The 23,570-nt window shown below is 59.7% G+C and carries 17 protein-coding genes, 7 tRNA genes and 3 rRNA genes; 17 read left to right on the forward strand and 10 right to left on the reverse strand.

Annotation, left to right across the window (positions count from 1 at the left end; genetic code table 11):
• Positions 1–63: 63 nt before the first annotated feature.
• Genes PVT67_RS01390 through PVT67_RS01400 form a run of 3 tightly spaced genes read right to left on the reverse strand, consistent with a single transcriptional unit; the run spans position 64 to position 2,918 of the window.
• Positions 64–555 (reverse strand): TIGR00645 family protein, encoded by a 492-nt coding sequence (locus PVT67_RS01390; RefSeq protein ID WP_301497071.1) that lies wholly within the window; start codon positions 553–555, stop codon positions 64–66.
• A 9-nt stretch (positions 556–564) separates the two neighbouring features.
• Positions 565–1,965 (reverse strand): Si-specific NAD(P)(+) transhydrogenase, encoded by a 1,401-nt coding sequence (gene sthA, locus PVT67_RS01395; RefSeq protein WP_301497074.1) that lies wholly within the window; start codon positions 1,963–1,965, stop codon positions 565–567.
• 23 nt (positions 1,966–1,988) lie between these two features.
• A complete protein-coding gene (locus tag PVT67_RS01400) occupies positions 1,989–2,918 on the reverse strand; it encodes a LysR family transcriptional regulator (protein ID WP_301497076.1) in 930 nt (309 codons plus the stop codon).
• Between the two features lie 94 nt (positions 2,919–3,012).
• On the opposite strand from PVT67_RS01400, the gene PVT67_RS01405 reads away from it, so the two are divergent.
• A complete protein-coding gene (locus PVT67_RS01405) occupies positions 3,013–4,182 on the forward strand; it encodes a multidrug effflux MFS transporter (protein ID WP_301497078.1) in 1,170 nt (389 codons plus the stop codon).
• Positions 4,183–4,186: 4 nt separating this feature from the next.
• Here the strand turns inward: PVT67_RS01405 and mnmH are convergent, their stop codons facing one another.
• Genes mnmH through PVT67_RS01420 form a run of 3 tightly spaced genes read right to left on the reverse strand, consistent with a single transcriptional unit; the run spans position 4,187 to position 7,477 of the window.
• A complete protein-coding gene (mnmH, locus tag PVT67_RS01410; RefSeq protein ID WP_301497080.1) occupies positions 4,187–5,296 on the reverse strand; it encodes a tRNA 2-selenouridine(34) synthase MnmH in 1,110 nt (369 codons plus the stop codon).
• The gene (selD, locus tag PVT67_RS01415) at positions 5,281–6,309 is read right to left on the reverse strand and encodes a selenide, water dikinase SelD (RefSeq protein ID WP_301497082.1); all 1,029 of its coding nucleotides are present in this window, start codon (positions 6,307–6,309) and stop codon (positions 5,281–5,283) included. Before selD ends, mnmH begins: the two co-directional genes overlap by 16 nt.
• Before the next feature lie 58 nt (positions 6,310–6,367).
• On the reverse strand, positions 6,368–7,477 hold the full coding sequence (locus PVT67_RS01420) for a fatty acid desaturase (RefSeq protein WP_301497084.1): 1,110 nt from the start codon (positions 7,475–7,477) through the stop codon (positions 6,368–6,370).
• Positions 7,478–7,652: 175 nt separating this feature from the next.
• On the opposite strand from PVT67_RS01420, the gene fabR reads away from it, so the two are divergent.
• A complete protein-coding gene (fabR, locus tag PVT67_RS01425) occupies positions 7,653–8,264 on the forward strand; it encodes an HTH-type transcriptional repressor FabR (protein ID WP_301497086.1) in 612 nt (203 codons plus the stop codon).
• Between the two features lie 30 nt (positions 8,265–8,294).
• Here fabR and PVT67_RS01430 read toward each other — a convergent pair whose 3' ends face one another.
• From PVT67_RS01430 to trmA, 3 genes are all read right to left on the reverse strand, one after another.
• Positions 8,295–9,974 carry a flotillin domain-containing protein gene (locus tag PVT67_RS01430; RefSeq protein WP_301497089.1) on the reverse strand — a complete coding sequence of 560 codons (1,680 nt, stop codon included), beginning with the start codon at positions 9,972–9,974 and terminating at the stop codon, positions 8,295–8,297.
• Positions 9,975–9,989: 15 nt separating this feature from the next.
• Positions 9,990–10,610 carry an OB-fold-containig protein gene (locus tag PVT67_RS01435; RefSeq protein WP_301497091.1) on the reverse strand — a complete coding sequence of 207 codons (621 nt, stop codon included), beginning with the start codon at positions 10,608–10,610 and terminating at the stop codon, positions 9,990–9,992.
• A gap of 99 nt (positions 10,611–10,709) precedes the next feature.
• Entirely contained in the window at positions 10,710–11,810 is a 1,101-nt protein-coding gene (trmA, locus tag PVT67_RS01440; RefSeq protein WP_301497092.1) for a tRNA (uridine(54)-C5)-methyltransferase TrmA, read from the reverse strand.
• Positions 11,811–11,912: 102 nt separating this feature from the next.
• Between trmA and murI the strand changes: the two genes are divergently transcribed.
• On the forward strand, positions 11,913–12,695 hold the full coding sequence (gene murI / locus PVT67_RS01445; protein WP_301497094.1) for a glutamate racemase: 783 nt from the start codon (positions 11,913–11,915) through the stop codon (positions 12,693–12,695).
• Here the strand turns inward: murI and PVT67_RS01450 are convergent.
• The gene (locus tag PVT67_RS01450; RefSeq protein WP_301497096.1) at positions 12,692–13,132 is read right to left on the reverse strand and encodes an RNA recognition motif domain-containing protein; all 441 of its coding nucleotides are present in this window, start codon (positions 13,130–13,132) and stop codon (positions 12,692–12,694) included. The genes murI and PVT67_RS01450 overlap by 4 nt on opposite strands.
• 512 nt (positions 13,133–13,644) lie before the next feature.
• On the opposite strand from PVT67_RS01450, the gene PVT67_RS01455 reads away from it, so the two are divergent.
• The 14 genes from PVT67_RS01455 to tuf all read left to right on the forward strand — a co-directional run bounded on the left by PVT67_RS01455 (position 13,645) and on the right by tuf (position 23,550).
• Positions 13,645–15,181, forward strand: a 16S ribosomal RNA gene (locus tag PVT67_RS01455).
• A 69-nt stretch (positions 15,182–15,250) separates the two neighbouring features.
• Positions 15,251–15,326 (forward strand) — tRNA-OTHER (locus tag PVT67_RS01460).
• 8 nt (positions 15,327–15,334) lie between these two features.
• A tRNA-Ala gene (locus tag PVT67_RS01465) sits at positions 15,335–15,410 on the forward strand.
• Positions 15,411–15,418: 8 nt separating this feature from the next.
• Positions 15,419–15,494: transfer RNA gene (locus tag PVT67_RS01470), tRNA-Glu, on the forward strand.
• A 314-nt stretch (positions 15,495–15,808) separates the two neighbouring features.
• Positions 15,809–18,697 (forward strand): 23S ribosomal RNA (locus PVT67_RS01475).
• Between the two features lie 114 nt (positions 18,698–18,811).
• A 5S ribosomal RNA gene (rrf, locus tag PVT67_RS01480) occupies positions 18,812–18,926 on the forward strand.
• Together the 16S, 23S and 5S rRNA genes with 4 tRNA genes alongside form the textbook arrangement of a ribosomal RNA operon.
• Before the next feature lie 14 nt (positions 18,927–18,940).
• A tRNA-Thr gene (locus tag PVT67_RS01485) sits at positions 18,941–19,016 on the forward strand.
• 89 nt (positions 19,017–19,105) lie between these two features.
• Positions 19,106–20,128, forward strand: a complete 1,023-nt coding sequence (gene murB / locus PVT67_RS01490) for a UDP-N-acetylmuramate dehydrogenase (RefSeq protein ID WP_301497098.1) — start codon at positions 19,106–19,108, stop codon at positions 20,126–20,128.
• A gap of 17 nt (positions 20,129–20,145) precedes the next feature.
• Positions 20,146–21,120, forward strand: a complete 975-nt coding sequence (birA, locus tag PVT67_RS01495; protein WP_301497100.1) for a bifunctional biotin--[acetyl-CoA-carboxylase] ligase/biotin operon repressor BirA — start codon at positions 20,146–20,148, stop codon at positions 21,118–21,120.
• Positions 21,101–21,829: a type III pantothenate kinase gene (locus PVT67_RS01500; protein WP_301497102.1), complete on the forward strand. Its 729-nt coding sequence runs from the start codon at positions 21,101–21,103 to the stop codon at positions 21,827–21,829. The genes birA and PVT67_RS01500 overlap by 20 nt, the downstream gene beginning before the upstream one ends.
• A gap of 151 nt (positions 21,830–21,980) precedes the next feature.
• A tRNA-Tyr gene (locus tag PVT67_RS01505) sits at positions 21,981–22,065 on the forward strand.
• Positions 22,066–22,102: 37 nt separating this feature from the next.
• Positions 22,103–22,177: transfer RNA gene (locus tag PVT67_RS01510), tRNA-Gly, on the forward strand.
• 14 nt (positions 22,178–22,191) lie between these two features.
• Positions 22,192–22,267 (forward strand) — tRNA-Thr (locus PVT67_RS01515).
• A gap of 98 nt (positions 22,268–22,365) precedes the next feature.
• Positions 22,366–23,550 carry an elongation factor Tu gene (tuf, locus tag PVT67_RS01520; RefSeq protein WP_301497104.1) on the forward strand — a complete coding sequence of 395 codons (1,185 nt, stop codon included), beginning with the start codon at positions 22,366–22,368 and terminating at the stop codon, positions 23,548–23,550.
• Positions 23,551–23,570: the final 20 nt, after the last annotated feature.

Here is a 23,570-nt window from a genome sequence, read left to right on the forward strand (position 1 = left end):
TGCTAATCCATAACGGGAGGTTATAAGTGGAGGCGCAAAAAAGGCGCCCTGGGGCGCCTCTCGTTATTTCTTCTGGCTGATCTTGTCCAGCACGCCCATGCCGAAGGCCGATACCACGAAGGTGAGGTGGATAAGGCAGTACCACATCAGCTTGTTGTCATCGATGTCCTTGGCGTTCATGAACACCTTGAGCAGGTGGATGGCGGAGATGGCGACGATGGAGGCGGAGACCTTGGTCTTGAGGCTGCCAGAATCCATCTTGCCCAGCCAGCCCAGCTTCTCGCTGCCTTCGCTCAAGTCCAGTTGGGAGACGAAGTTCTCATAGCCCGACAGCATCACCATCACGATAAGGCCCCCCACCAGGGCCACGTCGATGAGGGTCAGTATGGCCAGGATCAGGTTGGTCTCGGTCATCTCCAGCATGGAAGGAGCCAGGTGGATTATCTCCTGGAAGAACTTCACGGCCAGGGCCAGCAGCACCAAGCTCAGGCCCATGTAGATAGGGGCCAGCAGCCAGCGGGAGCTGTACATCAGTTTCTCGAGCGCACGTTCCATTGTCTTTCCTCAGAAAAGCCTGTTGAGTCCGTTAAGGGCCGCCACCCGGAAGGCTTCGGCCATGGTGGGATAGTTGAAGGTGGTGTTGACGAAATACTCGACGCTGTTGCCTTCCCCCTTCTGCTCCATGATCGCCTGGCCGATGTGGATGATCTCCGAGGCCCGCTCGCCGAAGCAGTGGATGCCGAGGATGGCCTTGGTGTCGCGATGGAAGAGCAGTTTCAGGCAGCCGATGGGGGAGCCGGCGATCTGGGCCCGGGCCAGGTGCTGGAACTGGGCGCGGCCCACTTCGTAGGGCACCTTGGCGGCGGTCAGCTCCTCCTCTGTCTTACCGACCGAGCTGATCTCGGGAATGGTGTAGATGCCGGTGGGGATGTCGCTGATGAGATTATCCAGGCAGGCCTCGCCGTGCAGTATGGCGCTGGCGGCGATGCGGCCTTGGTCGTAGGCCGCCGAGGCCAGGGAGGGGTAACCGATGACGTCCCCCACCGCCACTATGTGGGGCTGGGCCGTCTGGTAGCGGCCGTTGACCTCCAACTGGCCGCGGCTGTTGGCCTCGAGCCCGACGGCATCCAAGTTGAGGCGGTCGGTGTTGCCGGTGCGGCCGTTGGCGAACAGCAGGCAGTCGGCCTTGAGCTTCTTGCCGGACTTGAAGTGCATCACTACGCCGTCGTCCTGGGGCTCCACCCGCTCGTATTCCTCGTTGTGGCGGATCACGGTGCCGGAGCTGCGCAGGTGGTAGGAGAGGGCGTCGGAGATCTCGGCGTCCAGGAAGGACAGCAGCCGGTCGCGGGTGTTGATGAGGTCCACCTTCACCGACAGGCCGCGGAAGATGGAGGCGTACTCGCAGCCGATGACGCCGGCGCCGTAGATGATGACGGAGCGGGGCTCGTGCTTGAGGCTGAGGATGCTGTCGGAGTCGTAGACCCTGGGGTGGCTGAAGTCGATGTCCGCCGGCCGGTAGGGCCGGGAGCCGGTAGCGATGACGATATTGGCGGCGCTCAGCACCTCATCGGCGCCGTCCGGCTGGCGCACCAGCAGGTGGTGGGGGTCCTGGAAGCGGGCCTCGCCGCGGATCACCTGCACCTGGTTGCGGTTGTAGAAGCCGGAACGCAGCTTGACCTGCTTGCCGATCACCGACTCGGCGTGGCGCAGTATGTGGGTGAAGGTCAGGCGGCCGGCGGGCTGGACCTCGGCAAAGAGCGGGCTCTGGTTGTATTCCACCAGCCGCGACACCGAATGGCGCAACGCCTTGGAGGGAATGGTGCCCCAGTGGGTGCAGCCGCCCCCCACCTCGTGGTGCCGCTCTATGACGGCGACCTTCTGGCCGTGCTTGGCCAGCTGCATGGCGGCCCCTTCGCCGCCCGGGCCCGTGCCGATGATCAGGGTGTCGTACTGGTATTTGGCCACTGCTACCTCCGAATTTTGCGCGCCTATTTTGGCACAGCCGCCTGAAAAAAGCCGATCAGCCAATGGAGGCCGGGGTCGCCGTCGCTGCGTTGGTGCCAGACCAGCCGTTGCTGCAAGGGCGGCAGGCCGATGGGCAGGGCCAGGGGTAGCTCGCGCTGGGCTATGGGATAGCGCTGGGCCACTTCCCTGGCGTAGGCCGCCGGCAATATGGTCAGCAGATCCGAACAGAGCACCGATTGCAGCGCCGCCTGCAGGCTGGCCACCTGCATCATCAGCTGGCGGCGGTGACCAAGCCGGGCCAGCTCCACGTCCAGCAGCCAGTCGCCGTTCCAGTCGCAGTGGATATGGACCTGGGGCCAATCCAGGAAGGCAGCCAGGTCCCAGGGCCTGGCCAGGCGGGGGTTGTCCCTGGCGGACACGCACACATAGTGGTCCGTCATCAGCAGTTGGCTGCGAAAGCCCGGCGGCAGCGGGGCTATGGGCTCGTCCCTGGCGGTGACGGCCAGCTCCTGGCGGCCGCTGGCCAGGGCTTCGAGCATGTCCTCCTGGGCTGGGAAGCATTCCAGGCGGACGCCCGGCGCCTCTGCCCGCAGCTGCGGCAGCCAGTGGTGCAGGAAGAGGGTGTAGGCGCCGTCGATGACGCTGAGCCGGAAGCTGCGCTCGCTGTTGGCCGGGTCGAAGCCTTCGGGTTCCAGCAACTGGCTGAGCCGCGGCAACAGCTCCGCCAACTGGGCCCGCAGCGCCTCGGCCCTGGCCGTGGGCCTCATGCCCTGGCCGTGGCGGACCAGCAGGGGGTCGTCGAAGAGGACCCGCAGCCTGGCCAGGGCCTTGGACAGGGCCGATTGGGTAAGGTGCAGCTGGCCGGCGGCTTGGGAGACCGAGCCGGTGGCCAGCAGCGCCTCCAGGCTCACCAGCAGGTTGAGGTCCACCTTGGCCAGGCGGTTGAGATCCATGGCTATGCCTCAAAGGAATGGCTTTGTTGAAATCATATCATTGGAATTCATGACTGGCCGCCGTTAAGGTGGCGCCCTCGCTGTTGGAGGGTGCATGGCCTGGTTGAAGTGGTTGTTGTTGTTTCTGGTGTTGTTCAGCCCCTTGGGTATCGATATCTACCTGCCGGCCATTCCTGAGATCGCATCCGGGCTGGCTACGCCCCAGGCCCTGGTGCAGAGTACCGTCAGCCTCTTCCTGTTGATGATGGGCCTGGGCCAATTGGTGGCGGGGCCCCTGGCGGACCGCTTCGGCCGCAGGCCTGTGGCCATGGCCGGCATACTGCTCTACCTGGGCGGCGCCTTGCTGGCCATGGTGGCCGACAGCGGCTGGCTTTTCGTCGCTTCCCGCCTGATCCAGGGCACGGCCGTGTGCGGTACTTCCGTAGTGGCCTTTTCCGCCGTCCGCGATCGCCTGGACGGCGAGGAAAGCGCCCAGGCCTATTCCTTCCTCAACGGCGCCCTCAACATAGTACCGGCCCTGGCGCCGCTGATCGGCGGTATCCTGGCCCAGCATTACGGCTGGCAGGCGCCCTTCGCCTTCCTGGCCGGTTATGCGCTGCTGATGCTGGCGGTGGTGTGGCGTTTTCTGCCGGAGACCCGGCCACCGGGCACCAAGGTCACGGCCGGTATTCCCTTCGGCCAATACTGGCGCATCCTGCGTAGCCCCAACTTCCTGCGCTTCGCCCTGGTCAATGCCGCCGGCATGGGTATGGTCACCACTTACGTGTCCCTGGCGCCGACTGTGCTGATGGAGGAGGGGGGCCTGGAGCCTCTGGCCTTCGCCCTGGTGTTTGGGGTCAACGCCCTCTGGATACTGACGGCCAGCCTCAAGGCCAACTGGGTGATCCGCCGCTTCGGCCAGGTGGCCTGCCTGGGAGTGGCCGGCGCCTGGTTGCTGCTGGGGGCCTTGACCCTTGGCTTCAACTTCGGCCTGCTGGGCGCCAGCCCCTGGGGCTACATGCTGCCGGTGGCCCTGGCCTGTGCCGGCTTCGCTGCCAGCCTGGGGCCCGCCACCGGCCTGGCCCTGGCGCCCTTCGGTGAAGAGGCCGGGGTGGCCGCCTCCCTGGTGCTCTTCGTGCAGATGGCCCTGGGGTCCTGCATTTCCCTGGCGGCGGTGGCCCTGCCCCTGGCGCCCCAGTGGGCCTTGACGGGGGCCATGGCCCTGGCGGTGTTGCTGGTTTACCGGGCCCTGCGGGCGGCCCGGCGCCTGGAAGCCCTGGCCTGAGGTTCTAGCCCGCGGCGGCGTCCAGTACGGCCCTGATTTTTGGGGCCAGGCTCTCGGCGTCACCCCGGGCCAGCACCCGCCCCTGCACCTTGCCCAACTGGTACTGGTACATGGGGTCGTAGTAGTCCTGCAACAGGGCCCTTATCCAGCTGAGGTGGCCTTCGCCGTCGCCCTTTTCCTGGGCGGCCAGGGCCTCTTCCAGGATGGCGGCCAGCTCCCGGTAGCGCCTGTCCCCCAGGCGCCTGCTGATCCCCTTGAAGCTGCTGCGCAGCCCCTCGGCGAAAGCCGCGAAACCCGCTTCGGCCCCCAGCTCGGCCTGGAAGTCGGCCAGGTTGCTCTGGATGTACTGGTGGTGGATGCGCGCTGCCCTGGCCTCGAAGGGTTCTTCGAGCAGGAAGAGCGGTGCTTCCTTCATGGCCTCGAACAGTGGCAGCGGCAGCGAGACGGCGCCGATCAGCCGGGATTCGTCCTCCAGCAGCAGGGCCTTGAAGCCGGCCCGGCGCTTTTTCAGCAGCGCCAGGGCCAGCTGGTTCTCGAAATCGATGGGGCTGGGCTGGGGCGCTACCCGTTTGCCGAAAGCCGAACCCCGGTGCCGAGCCAGGCCTTCCAGATCCACGCTCTCTTCGAAGCCTTCGATAAAGCCGGTCTTGCCGACCCCGGTGCAGCCTGCCACCAGGAACAGCGGCTGGCGTGCCGCCGCTTCCGCTATGTCGATGAGGTGCTGGCGCAGCGCCTTGTAGCCCCCTTCCACGTAGGGCAGCTCGACCCCCGCTTCGGCCAACCACTGCTGGGTGATCTGCGAACGCAGGCCGCCACGGAAGCAATAGAGGGCCCCCTGGGGGTTGGCCTCGGCGAAGGCCCGCCAGGCCTGGACGCGTTCCGCCTTGGTCTTGCCCCTGACCAGCTCATGGCCCAGGGCGATGGCGGCCTGCTGGCCCTCTTCCTTGTAGCGGGTGCCCACCTTGGCCCGCTCACCGTCCGTCATCAGCGGCAGGTTGCAGGCGTTGGGGATGGCGCCCTTGGCAAACTCCACCGGTGCCCGCACGTCCATCAGAGGGGTGCCGGCCAGCAGCAGTTCGTCGAAACGGGATTGAGGAATTACAGGGCCAGCCATTGCGCACCCTTGGTTTCGATACGGCCAACGGCGTGCAGCGCCTGCCCGGCTTCGGTTGCCAACTGCTCCAGCTCGGCCGCCGCTTCTTCGGCCACGGCGATCAGCAGGCCACCTGAGGTCTGGGGGTCGGCCAGGATCTGGCGCAACCGCTCCGGCAGCTCCGGCAGCTTGTGGCCGTAGGCGTCCAGGTTGCGGTGGGTGCCGCCCGGCACGGCGCCGAGGGCCAGGTAATGGTCCAGGCCGTCCAGCAGCGGCAGGCTGTCGAAGTCCAGGCGGGCCGAGCAGCCGGAGGCTTCCAGCATTTCCAGCAGGTGGCCGGCCAGGCCGAAGCCGGTGACGTCTGTCATGGCCCGCACGCCGGCCAGGTCGGCGGCCTTGGCGCCGAAGCTGTTGAGGATCACCATCTGGTCCCGGGCCAGGGTCTGGTGCTGGGGTTGCAGCAGGCCCTTCTTCTCGGCCGTGGTCAGCACCCCCACCCCCAGCGCCTTGCTGAGGTAGAGGCGGTCGCCGGGCTGGGCGCCGCCGTTGCGCTTGAGGCGGTTGAGGGGCACCCGGCCCGTGACGGCCAGGCCGAAGATGGGCTCGGGGGCGTCTATGCTGTGGCCCCCGGCCAGGGGAATACCGGCCGCCTCGCAGACCTCGCGGCCGCCGGCCACCACCTGGCCCGCCACCTCGGCGGGGATCTGGTTGACCGGCCAGCCGAGGATGGCGATGGCCATCAAGGGCGTGCCGCCCATGGCGTAGATGTCGGAGATGGCGTTGGTGGCGGCGATGCGGCCGAAGTCGGCCGGGTCGTCCACTATGGGCATGAAGAAGTCGGTGGTGGAGACGATGCCGGTGCCGTCACCGAGGTCCACCACGGCGGCGTCATCCTTGCTGTCGTTACCCACCAGCAGGTCGGGGAAGACCATCTGGCTCTTGGAGCCGGCCAGTATGGCGTCCAGCACCTTGGGGGAGATCTTGCAGCCACAGCCGGCGCCGTGGCTGTATTGGGTCAAGCGGATCTTGCTCATGTCACCTCCGTCGAGAAGGCCCTATGATACGAAAAAAGGCGCCCGAAGGCGCCTTTGGTCATGCCAGTTGCAGCCTTAGCTGCTGCCAGTGGCTCTGCATCTGGCGGAATTTCTCGCCCATTTCCTCCAGCTGGCGGCGCAGCTCCAGGGCCTCGACCGACTGCATCAGTTTGGCCTTCTTCATCTGCAGCCAGCGCTTGCGCAGCTGATAGTAGTGCTGGGCGGCGGCCAGGGTCTCTTCGTAATGGCGGTGCAGTTCGTTGAAGCAGAGGCCCTTGGCCTGGGCGCGGACCTTGGTCTCTTCCAACTGGCGGGTCAGCCTGGCCTTGACGATCAGCTCTTCGGGGGTCTTGCGCAGGCCTTGGGCCAGGCCCAGCAGGCTGGCGCCCTTGATCAGCCACTTGGTGGGGTCGTAGTCGAACCAACGGATGCCGTTGCGGTAGTCGTTCTCGAAGCTGTGATGGAAGTTGTGGTAGCCCTCGCCGAAGGTGAGCAGCGCCAGGAAGCCGTTGTCGCGGGCCGTGTGCTTGTCGCTGTAGGTGCGCTTGCCCCAGATATGGGCCAGGGAGTTGATGAAGAAGGTGGTGTGATGGGTCAGGAAGATGCGCACGAAGCCCACCAGCAGCAAGGCGCCAATGACGTCACCGAAGACCATGCCCAGCAGCAGGGGAATGCCGAAGTTCATCACCAGGGTCAGGGCCAGGTAATGCTTGTGCTGGAAGGCCACCACGGGGTCCTTCTGCAGGTCACGGACGTTGCCGTAGTCGTCATAGCGGTCAGGCTGGTATTCGCGCAGCATCCAGCCGATGTGGGAGAACCAGAAGCCGCGGCCGGCGGAATAGGGGTCGACCTTGTTGTCATCCACGTGGCGGTGGTGGACACGGTGATCGGAAGACCAGTGGATGACGGAGTTCTGGATTGCCAGGGCGCCACCCAGGGCGAACAGCCAGCGCAGGGCCGGGTGGGCCTGGTAGGTCTTGTGGGACCAGAGCCTGTGGTAGCCGGCGGTGATGGACAGGTTGCAGTAGCTGAACAGCACAATCAATGTCAGCCATTGCCAGGTCTCAAAGCCGTGGAAATATCCCCACAGAGGTGCTGCCACCAGGGCCATCAGGGTCGAAACGGTAAAGAAGGTCACGTTGACCCAGAGCAGGCGGGGTTTGGTCATGGTACTTCCACTTCAGCTTACAACTGTGCGCTATTTAAGAGGCGGGGCTCCTCTGTGTCAATCGGCAAAAAGTCGGATCTGGATCTTTGTCTAAATTTTGAGCTGTTTTGGCGTTGGCTGGCGCCGGGGGGAAATGGCGCTAGAATAGGCCCCTCTAACCAGGGAGTAGTGTTGCATGGGGCCTCGTGCGCAACAGAAATTCAAGACCCGCCGCACCATCATAGACGCGGCCCTCAGCCAGCTCTGCGCCGAGACCAGCTTCTCCAACCTCTCCTTGCGGGAGGTGACCCGGGAAGCGGGCATAGCGCCTACCTCTTTCTACCGCCATTTCAAGGACATGGATGAGCTGGGCCTGACCTTGGTGGACGAGGCCGGCCTGACCCTGCGCCAGCTGATGCGCCAGGCCAGGGCCCGCATTGCCGGCTCCAGCGGCGGCTCCATCATCCGCACCTCGGTGGACACCTTCATGGAGTTCATCAACGACAACGGCAACGTTTTCAGGCTGCTGCTGCGGGAGCGCTCCGGCACCTCGGCCGCTTTCAGGGCGGCAGTGAGCCGGGAGATCCAGCACTTCATCGCCGAGCTGGCCGACTATCTGCAAAAGGAACTGGACTTCGGCGAGGAGGAAGCCAGGGTCCAGGCCGACGCCATGGTGACCCTGGTGTTCTCGGCCGGCGCCGAGGCCTTGGACCTGTCCCGCACCGCCCGTAAGGGCTTGGCGGACAAGGTGATACTGCAGCTGCGGATGGTGGCGAGGGGCGCCGCCAGCCTGAAAGCCAAGCCATGAAAAAAGCGGCCCTGTGGCCGCTTTTCTTTATCAGGAATTGAGCTTGTCGAGGCGGGTGATGCCGTCCTTCAAGCCTATCTCTTCCAAGAGGGCGTCCACCAGGGGCGCCTGGGTGCGGTAGCGCAAGGCCGCTTCCGCCACCGAGTCGGCCAGGTTGCCGCTGCCTTCGCGTTTGACTTCGCCGCCACCCATGGCCTGGCCGGCAAAACCGTCCATCTGCACTATCTTGATGCCGTCGATGTTCTCCATGGGCTTGACCGACTCGCGGATGATGTCAGGCAGGTACTTGTAGAGGGCCATTTTCAGCTGCATCTCCACCTGCTCTGTGGACAGCACGTTGCTGGCTTCGTGCAGGGCGCGTTGGCCGGCCGCTTCCACCTCGTAGCTCTTGGCCTTGGCTTCGGCGCGGGTCTTCTCGGCCTCGGCTTCCGCCTGGGCCTGGATCTCCGCCTGTTCGGCCTTGGCCTTGGCCTCGGTCAGCAGGGCCTGGGCCCTGTCCTCGGCGGCGGCCTTTTCGGTCTGGGCGGCGACCCGGATCTTGACGGCGTCCATCTCGGCGGCCTTGCTGGCCTCGATGATCTCGATCTGCTTGTCACGCTCGGCGGCGGCCGTCTCCTGGACGGTACGGACGTTCTCCGAGGCGGCTACCGACAGGGCTTCGGCCTCTGAGGCCTTGGCGCGGGCGGCGGATTCTTCCTCGGACTTGCGGGCCAGGGCTATGGCCTTTTCCTGCTCGGCCAGCTCCAGAGTACGCTTACGGACTATCTCGGCTTCCTCCAACTGGCGGCGCTTTTCGATCTCCTTGGCTTCCACTTCCCGCTCCTTGGAGATGCGGGCCTCTTCGATGGCGCGGTCGGCCTCTATGGTGGCCAGCTCGGCTTCGCGGTTCTTGTCGGCTCGCTCCTTGGCCAGCTCAGTGCCTTGCTCGGCGCGGCGCAGTTCGACTTCCTTCTCCTGCTGGAGGCGGGCGTATTCGCTCTCGCGCTTGATGGCCAGGGAGCGCTGTTCCGATTCCAGATTGCGCTCCTGGATCTGCACCTCGGTTTCCCGCTCTATGTCGTTGCGCTGCTTGCGGCGCGACTCGGTGATCTTGGTAAGCTGGGTCAGGCCCTCGGCGTCGAAGGCGTTGTCCAGGCGGAAGTACTTGGGATCCGTCTGGTCCAGGCCGGTCAGGGATACCGACTCCAGCTCCAGGCCGTTCTTCTCCAGGTCCACCCGCACATTGTTCTGCACCCGCTGTACGAAGTCGGACCGCTTTTCATGCAGCTCTTCCATGGCCATCTCGGCGGCCACGGCCCGCAGCACGTCGACGAACTTGCCTTCGATCAGGGATTTGAGGCTATCCACTTCCAGGGTGCGGTTACCCAGGGTCTGGGCGGCGACGCTGATCGCTTCCACTGTCGGGGCCACCCGCACGTAGAATTCGGCTGTCACGTCCACCCGCATCCGGTCGCGGGTGATCAGGGCCGCCTCGTTGGCGCGGCGCACTTCCAGGCGCAACGTGTTCATGTTGACGTTGATGACTTCCTGCAGCACCGGCAGTACCAGGGCGCCGCCGTCCTTGACCACCTTCTCGCCGCCCATGCCGGTGCGCACGAAGGCCACCTCCTTGGACGCCCTGTGATAGAGCTTGGCGAAAATGAGGCCGATGAAGAGCAGGCCTACGACGGAGGCACCGGCCACCGTCAGTATGAAGTTGAGGTTTTCCATGGGTCTTCCTTGTACTCAGCCCGGATAAGGGCTTACCAGATAAATGCCGTCTTCCAGGTCGAACAGCAAAACCTGTTCCCCCTGTTCCAGCAGCAGATCGTCATAGGGCTTGGCCATGACGTAGTGTTTGAGCCCTTGTTTGTCCACCACCGCCACTTCGGCGGCCTGACTGCGGCTGGCAGAGCCCAGCACTATTTCACCCACCAGGCCGATGAGCTCCTGTTGGGAAACGGCAGAGGATTCGCTGTTGGGTAGCACCCTGGCCAGGGCCTGGCCCAGGGAGCGTTGCAAGGGCAGGGACAGCAGCAGGGCGCCCAGGCCGGACAATATGCGGGGCAGGTAGGCGCCGCGCAGGTCCAGCGCCAGCCATTGCAGGCCCCAGCCCAGTAGGGCGAACAGCAGCAACCAGAGCATCAACCAGATGAGGAAAGGGAGGCGTCCGAAGCAGAGCCAGCCAAAGGCTTGGCTGAGGATGCCGGGATCGTCGATGTCCAGGTCGGGAAGGCTGGAGTCCATGGCTTCGCCGGCACTGAAACCCAATACCAGGCCCAAGACCTGGATCAGGCCCAGGGCGCAGAGCAGCGTGAAGGCGAGGCTGAAAGGCAGGTTGGCGTTGGCCAGAAAAAAGTCCCACATGGCCCATATCCCTTTGGTGACAATGGCACCAAGCTATTACGCAGTTGCTTGAGGGTCAAATGCTTAACAAAAAAGGCCGGGGTCAACCGGCCTTTTTGCTCAGCGTTTGACCAGCCAGACGCCGGATTCCATATGGTGGCTGTAGGGGAACTGGTCGAAGAGTGCCAGTCTGGCCACCTGGTGGGTCTTGCAGAGGGTCTCCAGGTTCTTGGCCAGGGTCTCCGGGTTGCAGGAGATATAGAGGATGTACTGGTAGCCCGACACCAGTTGCTCGGTGGCCGGGTCCAGACCGGCGCGGGGCGGATCCACCACTATGGTGCGGCAATCGAAGGCCTTGAGATCGACACCCTTGAGGCGGCGGAACTCCCTTTTCCCTTCCATGGCCTCGGTGAATTCCTCGGCAGCCAGGCGGGCTACCGTGACGTTGTCCACGCCGTTGGCGCGCATGTTGTACTGGGCGGAGGCCACCGACGTGGTGGCGATCTCCGTGGCCAGCACCTTGTCAAATTGGCTGGCCAGCGGCAGGGTGAAGTTGCCGTTGCCGCAATAGAGTTCCAGCAGATCGCCGCCGATGCCGGCCGTGCAGTCCAGCGCCCAGCCCAGCATCTTTTCATTGATGCCGGCGTTGGGTTGGGTGAAGCTGTTCTCCACCTGCTGGAAGGTCCAAGTGCGGCCCTTGACGTCCAGCTTCTCCACCACGAAGTCCCGGTCCAGTACCTTCTTCTGCTTCTTGGCGCGGCCGATGAGGTCCACCCGGCCATACTGCTGCAGTTTGTCCCTCAGCTGCCTGGCTTCCACTTCCCATTCATCTGTCAGTGGCTTGTGGTAGAGCAGGCTGATCACGGCTTCGCCGCTCTGGCTGGTGAGGAACTCCACTTGGAACAGCTTCTTGCGTAACAGGGTATTGGGCTTGAGCAGTTCGATGACGGCGGGCATCAGCGCGTTGATGAGCTGGCTGCCCATGGGATAGTGGTCGACCCGGATCCGCTCATGGTTTTCCTGGTCGAACATGATGTAGTAGAGGTCGTCTCCTTGGTGCCAGACCCTGAACTCGGCCCGCATCCGGTAGTGGCTGGGCCTGGAGGCAAAGACTTCGGGCGCTGGGGCGCCGAAGGGGGCCATCAGGGCGCTCAGGCGCTGGGCCTTGTCCGCCAGTTGGGCGTCATAGTGTTCGGGGTATACCGCACCCGGCTTTTGCATGCTTGCCTCCTCTATCGGGAGGCAAATAATAGGCAAGGCGCACTCAATGTCCAGTCCTGATAAACTGGGCGCCATTCGACAGGGTTTTCAAAACAACAGCGCATGAGCCAGCTTTTCTTCTTCGATTCCGGTGTTGGCGGTCTTTCCGTCTGGCAGGAGGTGCACCAGCGCCTGCCGGAAGAAGAAGCCATCTATGCCATGGACGATGCCGCCTTTCCTTATGGAGAGCTGGCAGAGGAGGTGCTGGTGGCCCGGGTGCTGGCGGTATTCGAACAGGTCCTGAACCGCCACGCCGTCAAGCTGGCCGTGGTGGCCTGTAACACGGCCTCCACCCTGGTGCTTCCTGCCTTGCGTGCCCGTTTCGACTTCCCCATCGTCGGCGTGGTACCGGCCATCAAGCCGGCGGCGCTGCTGACTCGCTCCGGCCGTATCGGCCTCCTGGCCACGCCCGGCACCGTCAACAGGCCCTATACCCGGCAACTGGAAAAGGACTTCGCCCAGGGCAAAGCCATGTTACGCCTCGGCTCCAGTGAGCTGGTGTTGATGGCGGAGCAGAAACTGCGTGGTGAAACCCTGGACTTGCAAAGACTCGAAGCCATAATGGCCCCCTGGCTTGGTGAACAGGGGCCTGACACCGTCATACTGGGCTGCACCCACTTTCCTCTATTAAAGGAAGAGTTGAGCCTGGTGTTGGGACCTGAAGTGGTGCTGGTGGATTCCGGAGAGGCCATAGCCCGGCGGGTACAGAGCTTGCTGGGGGCTGGGGCTGGCATAAAAAAAGGTGGCCTTAGCCACCTTTATCACACGGCACCACAGCCCAAAGGGCTGGCGCTACTCAAGGATTGGCTCCTCCCGGATGCCGTACCCGAGTATTTGCCGCTTTAATCTTCTTCTTGCTCCTTGCGATCCTTGGCTTCCCTGACCTTTAGGGTCCTGTCTTGGAACTGGGCATCGTTCAGGCCCTTGATGGCGGCCTGGGCATCTTCCTTGAGCATCTCGACAAAACCGAAGCCACGGCGGCGGCCCGTCTGCCGGTCTTTCATCAGTCGTACTGAGACGACTTTGCCGAAACGCTCGAAGGCCTGTTGCACCGCTTGCTCATTGGCTCGGTAGGGCAGGTTACCTACATAAAGAGTGACAGTGGTGGCGTCCTCGGTACCGCTGGCTTGGGTCTTGGGGCGGGTGAGCAGGTACATTGCCAGGCCACCCAAGAGGATGCCAGCGGCAAAGAAAAGGCCTTGAGGGGCGGAACCGGCCGGGATAAGGAGCGACAGGAAGTATCCCAGGACGGCAAGCACGATAAGAATAATGATAGAAGGCATGGTTTGGCTCATTGATTATGTATATGGATACAGCAGCGTTGATAAAGATAACGCGGCAGATGTTAACTTTATTTACATCGATGCGCAAAGAAGAGGCCCTTAGGCGAAGTTTTCGGCGATCGATTCAAGTGGCTCAAAAAGATCTTGCGAATGAAAACGGCCTCCCTATAATGCCGCTCCGTCGCCAAGGGAAAGCGCTGAAGGGAAGGCTGTGAAGCCGGGTCAAAAAGGCCCTTGACCGGAAGAGATAAGCGAGTAGAATGGCGGTCCGCTTCGGAGATTGAGTCGAAAGCCTCGAAATCGGAAGTTTGGGTGTGAAGCGAAAGGGCTTGACACTGAATATGGAGGCGGTAGAATGCGCCTCCTCGCTCGAGCAGAGCGACGCTCTTTAACAATAGAATCCAAGTAATCTGTGTGGGCACTCGCAGAGGGTAAGTTCTCGAAATATTGAGATTTACTCGATGAAGTTGAGTGTTCAACACTTCAGCAATTCATTGAGCATCAAACGCTTTTAATTGAAGAGTTTGATCATGGCTCAGATTGAACGCTGGCGGCAGGCTTAACACATGCAAGTCGAGCGGTAGAGGGGAGCTTGCTTCCCTTGAGAGCGGCGGACGGGTGAGTAATGCGTAGGGAGCTGCCCGATAGTGGGGGATAACCATTGGAAACGATGGCTAATACCGCATGATGTCTACGGACCAAAGAGGGGGACCTTCGGGCCTCTTGCTATCGGATGCGCCTACGTGGGATTAGCTAGTTGGTGAGGTAACGGCTCACCAAGGCGACGATCCCTAGCTGGTCTGAGAGGATGATCAGCCACACTGGGACTGAGACACGGCCCAGACTCCTACGGGAGGCAGCAGTGGGGAATATTGGACAATGGGCGCAAGCCTGATCCAGCCATGCCGCGTGTGTGAAGAAGGCCTTCGGGTTGTAAAGCACTTTCAGCGAGGAGGAAAGGGGGCTAGTTAATACCTGGTTCCTGTGACGTTACTCGCAGAAGAAGCACCGGCTAACTCCGTGCCAGCAGCCGCGGTAATACGGAGGGTGCAAGCGTTAATCGGAATTACTGGGCGTAAAGCGCACGCAGGCGGTTAGTTAAGTTAGATGTGAAAGCCCCGGGCTTAACCTGGGAATTGCATTTAAGACTGGCTAACTAGAGTCTTGGAGAGGGGGGTGGAATTTCCGGTGTAGCGGTGAAATGCGTAGAGATCGGAAGGAACATCAGTGGCGAAGGCGACCCCCTGGCCAAAGACTGACGCTCAGGTGCGAAAGCGTGGGGAGCAAACAGGATTAGATACCCTGGTAGTCCACGCCGTAAACGATGTCAACTTGGAGTTTGTGTTCTTGAAACGTGGACTCCGGAGCTAACGCGTTAAGTTGACCGCCTGGGGAGTACGGCCGCAAGGTTAAAACTCAAATGAATTGACGGGGGCCCGCACAAGCGGTGGAGCATGTGGTTTAATTCGATGCAACGCGAAGAACCTTACCTACTCTTGACATCCAGAGAACTTTCCAGAGATGGATTGGTGCCTTCGGGAACTCTGAGACAGGTGCTGCATGGCTGTCGTCAGCTCGTGTTGTGAAATGTTGGGTTAAGTCCCGCAACGAGCGCAACCCTTGTCCTTTGTTGCCAGCGCGTAATGGCGGGAACTCAAAGGAGACTGCCGGTGATAAACCGGAGGAAGGTGGGGACGACGTCAAGTCATCATGGCCCTTACGAGTAGGGCTACACACGTGCTACAATGGCGCGTACAGAGGGATGCAAGCTGGCGACAGTGAGCGGATCTCATAAAGCGCGTCGTAGTCCGGATCGGAGTCTGCAACTCGACTCCGTGAAGTCGGAATCGCTAGTAATCGCAGATCAGAATGCTGCGGTGAATACGTTCCCGGGCCTTGTACACACCGCCCGTCACACCATGGGAGTGGGCTGCACCAGAAGTAGATAGCTTAACCTTCGGGAGGGCGTTTACCACGGTGTGGTTCATGACTGGGGTGAAGTCGTAACAAGGTAGCCGTAGGGGAACCTGCGGCTGGATCACCTCCTTACTAAAAGAGACTGCCGCTGCGCAGTGTCCACACAGATTACTTGGATCAGGTAAGAGCGAATACAAGTGTGGGTCTGTAGCTCAGCTGGTTAGAGCGCACCCTGATAAGGGTGAGGTCGGTGGTTCAAGTCCACTCAGACCCACCACACTTTATGGGGCTATAGCTCAGCTGGGAGAGCGCCTGCTTTGCACGCAGGAGGTCAGCGGTTCGATCCCGCTTAGCTCCACCATAATAGATGTCCCCTTCGTCTAGAGGCCTAGGACACCGCCCTTTCACGGCGGTAACAGGGGTTCGAATCCCCTAGGGGACGCCATTTTGAAATGCCTAAGTTAAATTGAAGAATTTACCTTAGGCTTTTTTAAGCCTTGCTCTTTAACAATTCGGAAAGCTGATAACACTGCAATTTAAACGAGATTCTCAATTTACTTTGAGCGTCCGGCGAAAACCAGGTGTTAGTCACATACGGATATTTCCATTAACGGGAAATATGTTCGCGCCGGGATTTCGATTTCAGGCAACGCCGTCGACGAGCGAAGAAGGAAGTGTACTTCGGTACATGACCGCCTGAGCGAGGAAGACAAGGCCGCATGAAAACGAAAGACCAAGCGAAACCCTTCGGGGTTGTATGGTTAAGTGACTAAGCGTACAGGGTGGATGCCTAGGCAGTTGGAGGCGATGAAGGACGTGCTAATCTGCGATAAGCATTGGTGAGGTGATAAGAACCGCTTGAGCCAATGATTTCCGAATGGGGAAACCCACTTGCATAAGCAAGTATCATTACGTGAATACATAGCGTAATGAGGCGAACCGGGAGAACTGAAACATCTAAGTACCCCGAGGAAAAGAAATCAAACGAGATTTCCTCAGTAGCGGCGAGCGAACGGGAAAGAGCCCAGTGTGTTTATCAGTGCTTGGTATAGTGGAACGGTATGGAAAGGCCGACGACACAGGGTGATAGTCCCGTACATGAAATGCCAGGTATTGTTGCATACGATGAGTAGGTCGGGACACGTGGTATCTTGACTGAATATGGGGGGACCATCCTCCAAGGCTAAATACTCCCAACTGACCGATAGTGAACCAGTACCGTGAGGGAAAGGCGAAAAGAACCCCGGCGAGGGGAGTGAAATAGAACCTGAAACCCTGTACGTACAAGCAGTAGGAGCCCTTCGGGGTGACTGCGTACCTTTTGTATAATGGGTCAGCGACTTATATTTTGTGGCGAGGTTAACCGAATAGGGAGCCGTAGGGAAACCGAGTCTTAACTGGGCGTCCAGTCGCAAGGTATAGACCCGAAACCCGGTGATCTAGTCATGGGCAGGTTGAAGGTGCCGTAACAGGTACTGGAGGACCGAACCCACTACTGTTGCAAAAGTAGGGGATGACCTGTGATTAGGGGTGAAAGGCCAATCAAACCGGGAGATAGCTGGTTCTCCTCGAAAGCTATTTAGGTAGCGCCTCGGACGAATACCTTGGGGGGTAGAGCACTGTTTGGGCTAGGGGGTCATCCCGACTTACCAAACCCATGCAAACTCCGAATACCCAAGAGTACTATCCGGGAGACAGACGGCGGGTGCTAACGTCCGTCGTCAAAAGGGAAACAACCCAGACCGTCAGCTAAGGTCCCAAAGTCATAGCTAAGTGGGAAACGATGTGGAAAGGCTTAGACAGCTAGGAGGTTGGCTTAGAAGCAGCCACCCTTTAAAGAAAGCGTAATAGCTCACTAGTCGAGTCGGTCTGCGCGGAAGATGTAACGGGGCTAAGCTATGCACCGAAGCTACGGGTTCACACACTGTGTGAGCGGTAGAGGAGCGTTCTGTAAGCCTGTGAAGGTGTGTCGGGAGGCATGCTGGAGGTATCAGAAGTGCGAATGCTGACATGAGTAACGTTAAAGCGGGTGAAAAACCCGCTCGCCGGAAGACCAAGGGTTCCTGTCCAACGTTAATCGGGGCAGGGTGAGTCGTCCTAAGGCGAGGGCGAAAGCCGTAGTCGATGGGAAACAGATTAATATTTCTGTACTTCTATGCAATGCGATGGGGGACGGAGAAGGCTAGGCAGGCATGGCGTTGGTTGTCCATGTGAAAGTGCGTAGGCTGGGGACTTAGGCAAATCCGGGTCCCTATAAGTCGAGACACGAGACGAGTCACTACGGTGACGAAGCTGTTGATGCCACGCTTCCAGGAAAAGCCTCTAAGCTTCAGTTGCATAGGAACCGTACCCCAAACCAACACTGGTGGTCAGGTAGAGAATACCAAGGCGCTTGAGAGAACTCGGGTGAAGGAACTAGGCAAAATAGTACCGTAACTTCGGGAGAAGGTACGCTCTTGTTTGTGAAGGACTTGCTCCGTAAGCAGACGAGAGTCGCAGTGACCAGGTGGCTGGGACTGTTTATCAAAAACACAGCACTGTGCAAACTCGAAAGAGGACGTATACGGTGTGACACCTGCCCGGTGCCGGAAGGTTAATTGATGGGGTTAGCCGTAAGGTGAAGCTCTTGATCGAAGCCCCGGTAAACGGCGGCCGTAACTATAACGGTCCTAAGGTAGCGAAATTCCTTGTCGGGTAAGTTCCGACCTGCACGAATGGTGTAACCATGGCCACGCTGTCTCCACCCGAGACTCAGTGAAATTGAATTCGCTGTGAAGATGCAGTGTACCCGCGGCTAGACGGAAAGACCCCGTGAACCTTTACTACAGCTTGACACTGAACATTGAGCCTACTTGTGTAGGATAGGTGGGAGGCTATGAAACCAGGACGCCAGTTCTGGTGGAGCCAACCTTGAAATACCACCCTGGTATGTTTGATGTTCTAACTTAGACCCGTTATCCGGGTTGAGGACAGTGTCTGGTGGGTAGTTTGACTGGGGCGGTCTCCTCCCAAAGAGTAACGGAGGAGCACGAAGGTTGGCTAATCCTGGTCGGACATCAGGAGGTTAGTGCAATGGCATAAGCCAGCTTAACTGCGAGACTGACACGTCGAGCAGGTACGAAAGTAGGTCATAGTGATCCGGTGGTTCTGAATGGAAGGGCCATCGCTCAACGGATAAAAGGTACTCCGGGGATAACAGGCTGATACCGCCCAAGAGTTCATATCGACGGCGGTGTTTGGCACCTCGATGTCGGCTCATCACATCCTGGGGCTGAAGTCGGTCCCAAGGGTATGGCTGTTCGCCATTTAAAGTGGTACGCGAGCTGGGTTCAGAACGTCGTGAGACAGTTCGGTCCCTATCTGCCGTGGGCGTTGGATGATTGAGGGTGTTGCTCCTAGTACGAGAGGACCGGAGTGAACGAACCTCTGGTGTTCGGGTTGTCACGCCAGTGGCACTGCCCGGTAGCTAAGTTCGGAATCGATAACCGCTGAAAGCATCTAAGCGGGAAGCGAGCCCTGAGATGAGTCATCCCTGAGACTTCGAGTCTCCTAAAGGGTCGTTGAAGACTACGACGTTGATAGGCTGGGTGTGTAAGCGTAGTGATACGTTGAGCTAACCAGTACTAATTGCCCGTGCGGCTTAACCATACAACACCCAAAGGGTTTTGTAGGACGCCAAAGAAGGCGAGAAACTCAAAGCATTGTTATCAGCTAATCCGAATTGAATAAGTTGGCCCGCAAGGGCGGACTTAAATGAATTCGCCTGGCGGCAATAGCGCTGTGGAACCACCTGAACCCATTCCGAACTCAGAAGTGAAACGCAGCCGCGCCGATGGTAGTGTGGCATTCGCCATGTGAGAGTAGGTCACCGCCAGGCACCTAATTGAGTGTGCTGATATAGCTCAGTTGGTAGAGCGCACCCTTGGTAAGGGTGAGGTCGGCAGTTCGAATCTGCCTATCAGCACCATAAACGAGCAAGCCCCGGTCTATGACCGGGGCTTTTTCGTTTTCCGACTCTTGGATACACTGGACGCCCTTTGACTGCCGGCCGTAACGATGCAGATCCTCAACAACGCCCCCCTGAGCCACCTCAATACCTTTGGCTTGGATGCCCAGGCAAAAAAGCTCCTGATCCTCGATGACAAGGCGCAGTTGGACGCACTGCCGGCTGTCATCGAGAAGGATGAGCCTTTACTGCCTTTGGGGGGTGGTTCCAATGTGCTGTTCTGCGAGGATTTCCAAGGGGCAGTACTGCTGAACCGGCTGAAGGGGATTGAGGTCCGTGAAACCGAAGAGGCCTGGCTGCTGCATGTAGCAGCGGGGGAGTCCTGGCCTGCTTTGGTTGACTGGACCCTTGCTAAGGGGATGGGTGGCTTGGAAAACCTAACCCTTATTCCCGGCACTGTCGGGGCGGCTCCCATCCAGAACATTGGGGCCTATGGCCTGGAACTGGCCCCGCGCTGCGACTACGTGGATTTCCTGGATCTGACGACAGGCGAACAGCGCCGCCTGACCGCCAGCGAATGCCACTTTGGTTACCGGGACTCTATTTTCAAACAGGAACTTAAGGGGCAAACGCTGATCACGGCGGTCGGTTTGCGACTGGAGAAAGCCTGGCAGGCGGTGCTGGACTATGCACCACTGACACAACTGGCTTATGATGAGGTCACACCGCACCAGGTTAGCGAGCTGGTAAAGACGGTGAGAACGACCAAATTACCTGATCCCTCTCAATTGGGTAATGCCGGTAGTTTCTATAAAAATCCAACAATAACAAGAACATCATTCGAAGCGCTTAAAGAGCTCCATCCCGATCTGCCGGGATTCGTGACAGGTCCGAACCAAGTCAAGGTTCCTGCTGCCTGGTTTATCGACAAGGCAGGCTGGAAAGGGCAACGTCTGGGTGGTGCCGGTGTGCATGAGCATCAGGCACTGGTACTGGTCAATCATGGCCAGGCCAAGGCGGCAGAGGTATTGGAACTGGCCAGGAGCATCAGGATGGATGTCCAAGCCAAGTTCGGCGTACTGCTGACACCCGAAATAAGACTGATCGGCGCTTCGGGGGAAATCACACTTTAAAATTTAGATGCGTCCAAATGAAAAAACTCGATCCCGCCAATCAGCTGCTGTTGAGTCAGCTTGCTGATGGGCGTTTCCACTCAGGTGAGGAGTTGGGGGAGATGCTGTCCCTTTCCCGCGCTTCCATCTCTAAGCGAATGGCAGAATTGCGCCGACTCGGTCTTGATATCTTCAGCGTTAAAGGAAAAGGTTACCGCCTGGCATCCCCCTTGTCCTTGCTTGATGAAGCAAAGCTCAAGGAGAGCCTGGGCGAACCGCTTTGGCTCTGGTCTGAGGTAGGCTCTACCAACGATGTGCTGAAAGCCGAAGGCGCGGTGCAGAATGGCGCTGTCGTACTGGCTGAATGCCAGACTGCGGGGCGCGGCAGGAGGGGCCATAACTGGGTATCCCCCTTTGGTGCCCATCTATACTTCAGCCTGTTCTGGCAGCTGGACAGTGGTCATGCTGCACTACAGGGGCTCAGCCTGGTTGCCGGTGTTGCTGTGGCTAATGCCATCAATGACAGCCTGGGTGACGGTGTCCGCCTGAAATGGCCTAATGATCTCTATCACAACGGCCGTAAATTGGGTGGCATCCTGGTTGAGCTGGTTGGGCAGGCTAACGGCCCGGTGAACATTATCATTGGCGTTGGCCTCAATGTCGCCATGCCCATGGAGGCGGCTAGGCAGGTGGACCAGCCTTGGACAGATCTGCAACAGATCTACAACCAGCCTATCGATAGGACTCAACTGGCCGTAGATGTGATCAGCCGCCTGCGCCAGTCCTTGACCCTCTTCTCTGAGAAAGGGCTGGCTGCTTTTGTGGATGACTGGAACCGCCTGGACTGTTTCTGGGGGCAGGCCGTGGTGCTCAAGAACGAGCAGAGTCAGCAGGTGGGGATCTGCCGTGGTATCGAAAGCGACGGGGCCCTGCTGTTGGAGGCAGGCGGCAAGGTCAGCCGCATCTATGGCGGCGAACTCTCTATGAGGAGCTATGACAGCGCTACTGGTTGAAGTTGGCAACAGCTATCTGAAAGCAGCTCTGGAGGAGGGGAGGCAACTCCTTCCTTTGGGACGTTTTGGGTATGGAGAGCTGGCGAAGCTTGAAGCCAGCCTGCCTCCTGACAGCGAGCGACTCTGTTACGCCTGTGTAGGGCAGGAAACAGTCGCCGGTGAGCTGGAGGCATTTGCCAGGGCGTTGGGGCTGGATGCCAGGCGTGTGGTTGCTGAAGCTTCAGCCTTTGGGGTTACCAACGCCTATCCCGAGGCTGGGCGCCTGGGCGTCGATCGTTGGCTGGCCATGCTTGCCGCTTTTAATGAGGGTCATAAGGCCAGCCTGGTGCTCGATATCGGCACTGCCGCCACGGCCGACCTGGTGGATGACCAGGGGCGCCATCGAGGCGGTTGGATAGCGCCGGGATTCGCCATGATGACAGAGGCCGTACTGAGCCACACCGCCAAGGTGCTCGACTACGAGGCGAGCCAAGGTGAACTGGCATTCGGGATTAACACCGGACTAGGACTGAACGGTGGCTGCCAGGCCATGGTTGCTGGCTTCGTCCATGAGGCCATCAAGGTTGCCGAGGACAGCCTGAGGCAATCAGTCAGGGTGCTGATGACGGGAGGCGGCCTACGCCATTTGCCTCCATCCAGCTTGAGCCTGGGCGAGCGAAGGCCGGATCTGGTCTTGGAAGGATTGGCCCTCTACAGCCATTCTCGGTAGTGTGAAATTTGCTCAAATGGGTGCTTTTGCAACATAAATGCGCCCCCTGCCTATTGCCCTCACTTCCTCCTTCTCTTAGAATGCGCTCCACTTAAAGGGCTTCTGACCGGCCCGAAGCGTAGCAAACGCTCAAATCAGGCCAGGACAATTTGGTGGGGTTCCCGAGTGGCCAAAGGGATCAGACTGTAAATCTGACGGCTCAGCCTTCGAAGGTTCGAATCCTTCCCCCACCACCATATTCATGGTTTGAGGTAGCCTCTCAAGGGACAATTAGCGGGCATCGTATAATGGCTATTACCTCAGCCTTCCAAGCTGATGATGCGGGTTCGATTCCCGCTGCCCGCTCCAATCAAAAAATGTGCGCTGATATAGCTCAGTTGGTAGAGCGCACCCTTGGTAAGGGTGAGGTCGGCAGTTCGAATCTGCCTATCAGCACCACTTTTCCCTCCCTGCCTTTCAAGCCATAATAACTTTCTTAAGCATGCAACTTTAAAGGCGGGCTCTGGGTCCGTCACACTGTGAACCGAGGGACTATCATGTCTAAAGAAAAATTTGAACGTACGAAACCGCACGTCAACGTGGGTACCATCGGTCACGTTGACCACGGTAAAACCACCCTGACTGCCGCCATCACCTCCGTACTGGCCAAGACCTACGGTGGTTCCGCCAAGGCGTTCGACCAGATCGACAACGCCCCGGAAGAAAAGGCGCGTGGTATCACCATCAACACCTCTCACGTTGAGTACGACACCCCGACCCGTCACTACGCTCACGTTGACTGCCCCGGCCACGCCGACTACGTCAAAAACATGATCACCGGTGCTGCCCAGATGGACGGCGCTATCCTGGTGGTTGCTGCTACCGACGGCCCGATGCCCCAGACCCGCGAGCACATCCTGCTGGCCCGTCAGGTAGGCGTTCCTTACATCATCGTGTTCATGAACAAGTGCGACATGGTTGATGACGAAGAGCTGCAAGAGCTGGTCGAGATGGAAGTGCGCGAGCTGCTGTCCGCCTACGACTTCCCCGGTGACGACCTGCCGGTCATCAAGGGCTCTGCCCTGAAGGCCCTGGAAGGCGACGCCGAGTGGGAGAAGAAGATCATCGAGCTGGGCGAAGCCCTGGACACCTACATCCCCGAGCCGGAGCGCGCTATCGACAAGCCGTTCATCCTGCCCGTGGAAGACGTCTTCTCCATCTCTGGCCGTGGTACCGTTGTTACCGGTCGTGTAGAGCAAGGCATCATCAAGGTTGGTGAAGAAGTGGAAATCGTCGGTATCAACCCGACCACCAAGACCACTTGTACCGGCGTTGAAATGTTCCGCAAGCTGCTGGACGAAGGCCGCGCTGGTGAGAACGTAGGTGTTCTGCTGCGTGGTACCAAGCGTGACGAAGTAGAGCGTGGTCAGGTTCTGTGTAAGCCGGGCTCCATCAAGCCGCACACCAAGTTCGAATCCGAAGTGTACGTGCTGAGCAAAGAAGAAGGTGGTCGTCACACCCCGTTCTTCAAAGGCTACCGTCCGCAGTTCTACTTCCGTACCACTGACGTGACTGGCACCATCGAGCTGCCGGAAGGCGTAGAGATGGTAATGCCTGGTGACAACATCCAGATGGTAGTTGAGCTGATCTGCCCGATCGCCATGGATGAAGGTCTGCGCTTCGCTATCCGCGAAGGTGGCCGTACCGTAGGCGCCGGCGTAGTAGCCAAAATCATCGCCTAATCGCGGTGATTGCCAGAAGA

Origin of the sequence: Gallaecimonas kandeliae (assembly GCF_030450055.1) — a bacterium.
Taxonomy (GTDB): domain Bacteria; phylum Pseudomonadota; class Gammaproteobacteria; order Enterobacterales; family Gallaecimonadaceae; genus Gallaecimonas; species Gallaecimonas kandeliae.